The organism is Psychrobacter sp. FME5 (assembly GCF_014861375.1).
Classification (GTDB): domain Bacteria; phylum Pseudomonadota; class Gammaproteobacteria; order Pseudomonadales; family Moraxellaceae; genus Psychrobacter.
In genome coordinates, this window is the sequence record NZ_RRYX01000026.1 from 24,849 (window position 1) to 31,520 (window position 6,672).

The 6,672-nt window shown below is 44.4% G+C and carries 6 protein-coding genes; 2 read left to right on the top strand and 4 right to left on the bottom strand.

Annotated features, from left to right (window positions below):
• Position 1 precedes the first annotated feature (1 nt).
• Entirely contained in the window at positions 2 to 1,279 is a 1,278-nt protein-coding gene (locus EI161_RS05785; RefSeq protein ID WP_192523798.1) for an FAD-dependent oxidoreductase, read from the bottom strand.
• A gap of 129 nt (positions 1,280 to 1,408) precedes the next feature.
• Positions 1,409 to 2,710, bottom strand: coding sequence for an FAD-dependent monooxygenase (locus EI161_RS05790; protein WP_192529193.1), 1,302 nt, complete (start codon positions 2,708 to 2,710; stop codon positions 1,409 to 1,411).
• A 726-nt stretch (positions 2,711 to 3,436) separates the two neighbouring features.
• Between EI161_RS05790 and EI161_RS05795 the strand changes: the two genes are divergently transcribed.
• Positions 3,437 to 4,519 carry a PhoH family protein gene (locus EI161_RS05795; RefSeq protein WP_192529197.1) on the top strand — a complete coding sequence of 361 codons (1,083 nt, stop codon included), beginning with the start codon at positions 3,437 to 3,439 and terminating at the stop codon, positions 4,517 to 4,519.
• 332 nt (positions 4,520 to 4,851) lie between these two features.
• Positions 4,852 to 5,436 (top strand): rRNA maturation RNase YbeY, encoded by a 585-nt coding sequence (gene ybeY, locus EI161_RS05800; protein ID WP_192529194.1) that lies wholly within the window; start codon positions 4,852 to 4,854, stop codon positions 5,434 to 5,436.
• Positions 5,437 to 5,564: 128 nt separating this feature from the next.
• Here the strand turns inward: ybeY and EI161_RS05805 are convergent, their stop codons facing one another.
• Positions 5,565 to 6,440, bottom strand: a complete 876-nt coding sequence (locus EI161_RS05805; protein WP_192529195.1) for a mechanosensitive ion channel family protein — start codon at positions 6,438 to 6,440, stop codon at positions 5,565 to 5,567.
• 59 nt (positions 6,441 to 6,499) lie between these two features.
• Positions 6,500 to 6,672, bottom strand: a 173-nt coding sequence (locus tag EI161_RS05810; RefSeq protein ID WP_192529196.1) for a zinc ribbon domain-containing protein, incomplete at its 5' end; no start/stop codon positions are given.

Below are 6,672 nucleotides of genomic sequence, written 5' to 3' on the forward strand. Positions count from 1 at the left end.
CTTAAACCCCACTCGCCTGCTTCGCAAACAAGCGCATCAAGGGTTTGATTTTGCTCACGCGATACATGCCTTCATTACGGATTTGTTGAATAGGACGCAGTTGAGCCAGCGAGCCAGCGAACAGCCAGTTCAGCGCCGAAAAGCTGTGCATCATCAGACTATTATGTGGGCGGCGCAGGCGCTCGTAGCTACGCAAAGTTTGATTGGCTCCCCACAACTTATTGCCACTACGCGCATAATCATGGGTCAGTTGTTCGCTTAATGCCTTCACATCGAGCATACCCAAATTCAGCCCTTGCCCAGCGAGTGGATGGACGCCGTGTGCCGCATCACCGATTAATACTAAGTTATCCGCCACATAGCTTTTCGCTTGCTGTGCGGCTAACGGGAAGCTAGCGATTGATTCAATTTTTTGGATAGCGCCAAGCTCATAATTACTGGCAGCAGCGAGTTTATCAGCGATGTATCTTGGGTGTTCTGCTATCAATGCCAATGCTTGATTGCGTGGTAGTGTCCAAACGATTGATTGCCAATGCTGTGGATTTGCTTTGTCTTCATCGGTAATATCTGCTAATGGCAATAGCGCCAGCGTGCCAGTCGGTAGCATGGCTTGTCGAGCAGTTGCTTGGTGCGGTTTGTCGGTTTGAATCGCACAACAAATTGCGGTTTGCTTATAATCGAGTGTATCTAGCTCAATACCTGCCTGCTTGCGCACAAATGAGCCGCGACCGTCAGCGCCGACTACTAAACGCGCATCAATCACGCTACCGTTCTCTAACGTCACACGATAGCCTTGCTGACTACCAATCCAATCCATATCGACAACCTTTTGGCCATCGATGACGGTTAAATATTGACTGACATCATGTGCTGATAAACGCTGCCATAATGCGTATTCGATAACTGCAGGCTCCACCATGCTACCAAGCATTTTTGGCGAAGTATTTTTCTCACTATTATTAGTAGAATCATTACTATCACCAAATAACAGCTCGCCCATACCATTTAATTGCCAAACCTGCATTTGCGAGTAATCAGCTTTACGCTCTGAGGCTGCGATCTTCTGCCAAGTACCCACCTCTTTAAGCAGACCAATACTGGCAAGGCTCAAGGCATAAACACGCGCATCGCGTTGCCCAAGCACTTGCTGCCAATCTGCTTCGCTACGTCCAGGTCGCGCATCAATCAGCGTTACCGGTTTATTATCTTGTGCCAGTTTAAGGGCAAGCGTTGCACCGACGATACCGCCACCGATGATGAGCGTATGGTTATTTTTCATAAAACATCCTTAAATTTAACAGCTATTAACAACTCACTTTCAGCTATCTAATTTTATGGTTGTAAGCTAGGTTTTTAACCCACAATTTTACCTTTGCGAAGTTTGAAAGCTAGGTATTCAAACTAAAGACTAAGATTTTAAGCCCATCGCATAGTTTGCAATTAACGGCTTAATATTGGGCAGTTTATCAAAGGCAACCAAGGCCACGTTACGTGCCAGCTTCACCGCTGGATTTGGATGGGTAAAACCATGTACCACCGCATCACAGAAGCGAATGACACGTTTTTGGTCGGTTTGACGGGCTTTTTCATAACGCTTGAGTAAGGTAGGATTACCGATATCCGCACCCTTCATCACTTGCGCACTCATCATCTGCGCCAGCACATGCGCATCGCGCATACAGAGGTTAAAGCCTTGTCCAGCTACTGGATGTAAAGTATGAGCGGCATTGCCCATAATGACGCAGCGACCGTCGACTTGTTTGTCCGCCAGCACCCGGGTCAATGGATAAGCACCGCGGCGACCTGCTTTTTTAAACGTGCCAGCGCGCTCACCAAAGGCTTGCTGCAAAGTCGCCAAGAAATGCGCATCATCTTCTAGATATTGCGTCTCTTCACCTGTTGGACAGACCCAAACCACTGAACGTCTATAACCTGCTTGATAGTCGTCATTACCGTCACCTTCTGGATCAGTCAATGGCAACACAGCCAGTGGCCCTGCTGGGCTAAAACGCTCAATGGCGTTATGCTGATGCGGCTGATCCGTCTCAACCACGCCAACGATAGCAGTTTGTTTATAGTCATAAGTGGTGGTGCCGATATCTAACAATTGGCGCACGGTAGAGTCGCGACCATCACAAGCCACTAAAACGCTACCCTGCAATTGCTGCTCATGCTCTTCTTCGCCATAGTAGCTAAAACTTAATGTCACGCTATCGCTTTGCTGATCAACGGCGATCACATCGGCATTATCAATCAGGGTAATCAACGGCTCTTGTTGGGCAGCCAGTAGCAACTTACGTCCAAGCCAGGCGTTTTCCATCACTTGTCCAAACGACTCGACCTGCTCCTCGGCTTTATTTAACTGCGCGCGTCCAAAGCTACCTTGCTCACTGATTCTAACCGCATCGATTCGGCAGGCATGGCTTTGCAGCTCAGCCCACAGCCCAATCTCTTGATAAATCTGTACCGTACGCCGTGACAAGGCGGTATTACGGCTGTCTAAGTAGTGACTACGTTGACTGTCAGCGCTTGGACTGATAGTCGGATAGCTGTTTTTTTCCAGCAAAGTACTGGCGATACCATGATGTGCCAATAGCAAAGCAAACGACAAACCCACATGTCCGCCACCAGCGATCAGTACCTGCTGCTCAGTCATAGCAGACTGTTTAGTCTGGTTAGATTTTGACAAATTTGATTCAGTATTTTGCATCGTTATTATTCCTATAATTGCCTGTTTAGCACGCTTTTATACGTGATTAATAGAATCGTTCCACTATAAAAAAAGCCGTGCTACTGAAATAAGTTTTGCGCAGCCTCTGTCTGCGCAGGCACAGCAAGCAAGAAAAACTTATTCCAGTAGCGCGTTATAATATTTGCACTTATTTTATTTAGCACTGACTATAGCCACTCAAAAATTTATTTTCTTAAATAACTTATCGCTCTCTGACAGTTTTCAGCCCAGTTGTTATTGCTCTATTATCTAAACCATAGATTACCACAAATTGCTTATCATTCTGTGCTCTTGACGGTATCCATAGTGGCTATATCTAAGGGCTATATTGAATTCTTGCGGCTTTACTTTTGAGGTGCCTTGGCAGTCGTTGCAATCACCATACAAAAACAAAGCCGTGCATCCATCTATATAGCTTGAATTTTAAAAACTATCTACCATAATGAAGGCAGGACATTGACTTATGGTTATTCATATTTCAATCATAACTTTTAAAGATAGCTTTTAAAGACAATTTTTAAAAACGACTTGCCGCTATTTTATCTCTGCAATTGAAAAGCAACCAACACTATCTAAAACCAATAAAAGAAAACCAACTATTTTATCTCTGAAGCCCGTGAATCTATAGCACTTTAACAACTGAGCAATAGAGTTTCCACAATGACATCGGGCAACCAATACAAGGATAATCGCTTGACTGACTCCATGAGCCGCCGTATAAAGTTTGAAACACTGACCCCAACACAGCTTAAAACCGTGCTTGGTGAATACAATAATCACATGAAATATATCCAAGAACGTCTCGATATTAAAATTAGCCAACGCCGAGGTGACTTTTGTCTGAGTGGCGATATATTGGGTGTTGAGCGTGGCGAACGTATTATTTATAAGCTGGTCGACGAAGCACAAAACACCAAAGATATCAGTCCAGAAGAGCTGCACCTCATTATTCAATCTAGTATCTCACGTGATGAGGATATGGAAAATGATGAGCAAGTGGCTAATGACGAGGATGATTTAGACTCAGCAAGTGACTTTACGCCGATTAGTCTACGCACGCGTAATGGCAAAATCATTCCACGTGGTGGCAATCAACAGCGTTATGTCAAAAACGTGCTGAGCTCTGATGTGTCGTTTGGTATCGGGCCTGCGGGTACGGGTAAGACCTATCTTGCCGTTGCTTGTGCCGTTGATATGCTTGAGCGTAATGAGATTGAACGCATTTTACTGGTACGCCCTGCGGTAGAAGCAGGCGAAAAACTGGGCTTTTTACCGGGAGATCTAACCCAAAAAATTGACCCGTACTTACGTCCTTTATATGACGCGCTATATGAGATGATTGGCTTTGAAAAAGTCGGAAAAATGCTTGAGCGTCAAGTTATCGAAATCGCCCCACTTGCCTATATGCGTGGTCGTACGTTGAATAACTCATTTGTGATTTTGGATGAAGCACAAAACACCACACCTGAGCAGATGAAAATGTTTTTGACCCGCCTAGGCTTTGGCTCACGAGCAGTTATTACTGGTGATATTAGCCAAGTCGATTTGCCACGTGGTACTAAATCAGGTCTGGCACAAGCGATGGATATCTTAAGCGGTATCGAAGAGATTCATATTACCAAGTTTGATTCAAAAGACGTCGTGCGCCACCAATTGGTACAAAAAATCGTCGAAGCTTATGATGTATTCGATGAAGAGCAGTTGGCATTACAAGAAAAACGTAAGTTTGAGCGCATGAAAGAACAGGAGCGCAAACAAGCCGTCGCTGATGCGGCAGCCAAGCTGTAAAATGAGGATATGCCCGAGAAGGAAAACCGGATTTGATATCCGGTTTTTTTCTGTTAGATACTTTTTATTAGATATTGTCAGTGAAAAGTAATATCGATACATCACCGTACTGCAGGTACCGTTTTTTCTTGCTTGCTGTGCCTACGCAGACAGAGGCGGCAAAAAAACTATACCTGCAGTATCGTAGCGTTTTTGAAGTATTTTAACCATATATAGTCGATGAACAGTAAAGCTAGTACAGCTATATTAGGGGCTGTAGTAATTCTAAGTCTTTTGACTATAATTCTTATTAAACAGCTTTTAAATAAGCAGAAAAACACAAGGATTATGCTATGAGCCAAACCAACGACAATGAAGAAAATTTAGATACACTAGATATCAGTGCAAATCATAGCATTGATGACGAGACACTCGATGCTTTCTATCGCCGCGAGCAATTGCAGTCAGTATTGATGGCGACGTTAGCTTATATCGATGGGCGGTTAGAGAAGGGTCTGACATTACCCTACTTTGCAGATATAGATGCCGAGTTATGGCAAGAAAAGCTTAAAGCGCTCGATATCTATATTACCGATGAGAATGAAGGGCGCGAGCTTAATTTGGAAGCGCGTGGCAAAGATTATGCGACCAACATTTTATCTTATCCCAGTGACTTGCCTGCTGCCATCATCGAACTGATGCCAACGCTACCACTTGGCGAGCTTATTATTTGTCATGACGTAATGGTACGTGAAGCGGCAGAGCAAGAGAAGACAGTGCCGCAGCACATTAGCCACTTATTAACCCACGGCATACTGCATCTATTGGGTTTTGATCATGAGCTCGGGCAGGCTGAGCAAGATGAAATGGAAGCCTTTGAAGTTGATATTTTGGCAGGCTTAAACCTACCAAACCCTTATATAGTCGATTCCAAATAAAACAGATACGTTATATTCCAACGCGGAACTGGTATAAATTTTTCTGGCTTGCTGCGCCTACGCCGACAGAGGCCGCGTAAAATTCATCCCATTCCCGCTGTATCGTTTTAACACTGAATGCACTATATTTAGTCTTTACTTAGCGGCAGTGTCTGTGATTTATCTGCATTATTAACCAGCTGCTCCAACCCTTTAACATGGACACTGCGCTGCGGGAATGGAATGTCGATTTCGTGATCTTCTAGTGCGTATTTAAACGACTCAAGTAAATCACAATTCATCGACCACCAATCGTTATTAGTGGTCCAAACGTTTAAGGTCAAATCAACTGAATTTTCCCCTAAGTTCGTCACACGGACGATAGGTTCAGGGTCAGTGAAAGCCATCTCATTATCATTGGCTAATTTCAGCATGATGTTTTTGGCAGTTTTGATATCAGCATCGTAACCAATACGAATGGTCATATCTACGCGGCGGTTGGGCAGTGCTGTATAATTGAGCACAGCCGACGTCAAGACATCGCTATTGGGAATGATGATATCGTGATTATTTATCGTCGTCAGATGGGTATTGACTAAGGTAATCTCCGTAACGGTGCCGGTATAGCTACTAATTTGTACATAATCACCACGTACAAACGGCCGAAAGGTAATGATCATAATGCCAGCTGCAAAATTAGACAGCTGATCTTTGAGTGATAAACCAATAGCAACCGCACCACCACCCAAGATGGCAACCACTGAAGTGGTTTGCACCCCGACTTTGCTAAGAGCGGCTAAAATCACAATGACGAGCAACACGCCATATATCAAGCGTCCTAAAAAGTTCGCCACCGTGTCATCTAAGCGGCTACGCAGCATGACCTTATGAGCCATGCCTACTGCTTTTTTGGCAAACCAGCGCCCTACAATGAATATTAGTAACGCTAACGCCACTTTGATTGCCAAACCTATTGCATTACTGGTTAATGTGGCAACATCAATGGTAAAACCTAAAAATTCCATACTGACTCTTTATTTTATAGCTGTGTGTTGTATTTGTTTGTTTTGACTTCCTCCCCTCCCTAAACGGAGGGGATTCCTACCGCTAGACGCTCAAGCCCGAGCGCAAGAATGTTTTTAGCCGCATTAACATCGCGGTCGTGAGTCACACCGCACTCGCAAAACCATTCTCTTATTCCAAGACCTGCTCTACCTTTCGGACTGTTTTGGCGTGAGCCGCAACACGAACAAGTTT

Excerpts from the sequence above, each read along its gene's own strand:
- EI161_RS05785 (WP_192523798.1), bottom strand. The coding sequence starts at position 1,279 with ATGAAAAATAACCATACGCTCATCATCGGTGGCGGTATCGTCGGTGCA.
- EI161_RS05790 (WP_192529193.1), bottom strand. The coding sequence starts at position 2,710 with ATGCAAAATACTGAATCAAATTTGTCAAAATCTAACCAGACTAAACAG.
- EI161_RS05795 (WP_192529197.1), top strand. The coding sequence starts at position 3,437 with ATGAGCCGCCGTATAAAGTTTGAAACACTGACCCCAACACAGCTTAAA.
- ybeY (WP_192529194.1), top strand. The coding sequence starts at position 4,852 with ATGAGCCAAACCAACGACAATGAAGAAAATTTAGATACACTAGATATC.
- EI161_RS05805 (WP_192529195.1), bottom strand. The coding sequence starts at position 6,440 with ATGGAATTTTTAGGTTTTACCATTGATGTTGCCACATTAACCAGTAAT.